General features: G+C 31.0%; 1 protein-coding gene. It reads right to left on the bottom strand.

What is annotated here, in order from left to right; genetic code table 11:
* Positions 1-8: 8 nt before the first annotated feature.
* On the bottom strand, positions 9-536 hold a 528-nt coding region (locus tag BG20_RS09720; RefSeq protein ID WP_048097217.1), incomplete at its 5' end, for an endonuclease III domain-containing protein.

Here is a 536-nt window from a genome sequence, read left to right as displayed (position 1 = left end):
GTATCTAACTAAGAAACGTTCTTAGTTTTGTAAAATTTACAATTATTTTTTATTTTACACACATTACACATTGGAGATATTGGCTTGCAAATGTTTTGACCATACATTACAAAAGTATCATTAATATCAATCCAGAATTTTTTTGGGATTATCCTCATTAGTTCTTGCTCTGTCTCCTCAGGTGTTTTTGTATTTACTAATCCTAATCTATTTGAGATTCTATGAACATGGATATCTACTGGAATTGCAGGCTTGTCAAATGCATAAACTAGAACACAGTTTGCTGTTTTTCTTCCAACTCCTGGTAGTTCCACAAGTTTTTCTAGATTATCCGGAACTTTTCCCTTATACTTTGAGTTGATAATTTTTGCAACCTCGATTATTCTTTTTGATTTTACATGATAGAATCCAATTGATTTTATAATTTTCTCAACGTCTTTAGTTTTTGCACTTGCAAGCTCCTTTGCATTTTTGTATTTTGAAAATAATACTTTGACTGCTTTTGTTGTGGTCTCATCTTTTGTTCTGGCAGACAA

The sequence above is a fragment of the Candidatus Nitrosarchaeum limnium BG20 genome, assembly GCF_000241145.1.
Taxonomy (GTDB): domain Archaea; phylum Thermoproteota; class Nitrososphaeria; order Nitrososphaerales; family Nitrosopumilaceae; genus Nitrosarchaeum; species Nitrosarchaeum limnae.
The sequence above is the reverse complement of the archived record's forward strand: the minus strand, read 5'-3'. Positions and strand labels throughout refer to the sequence as shown.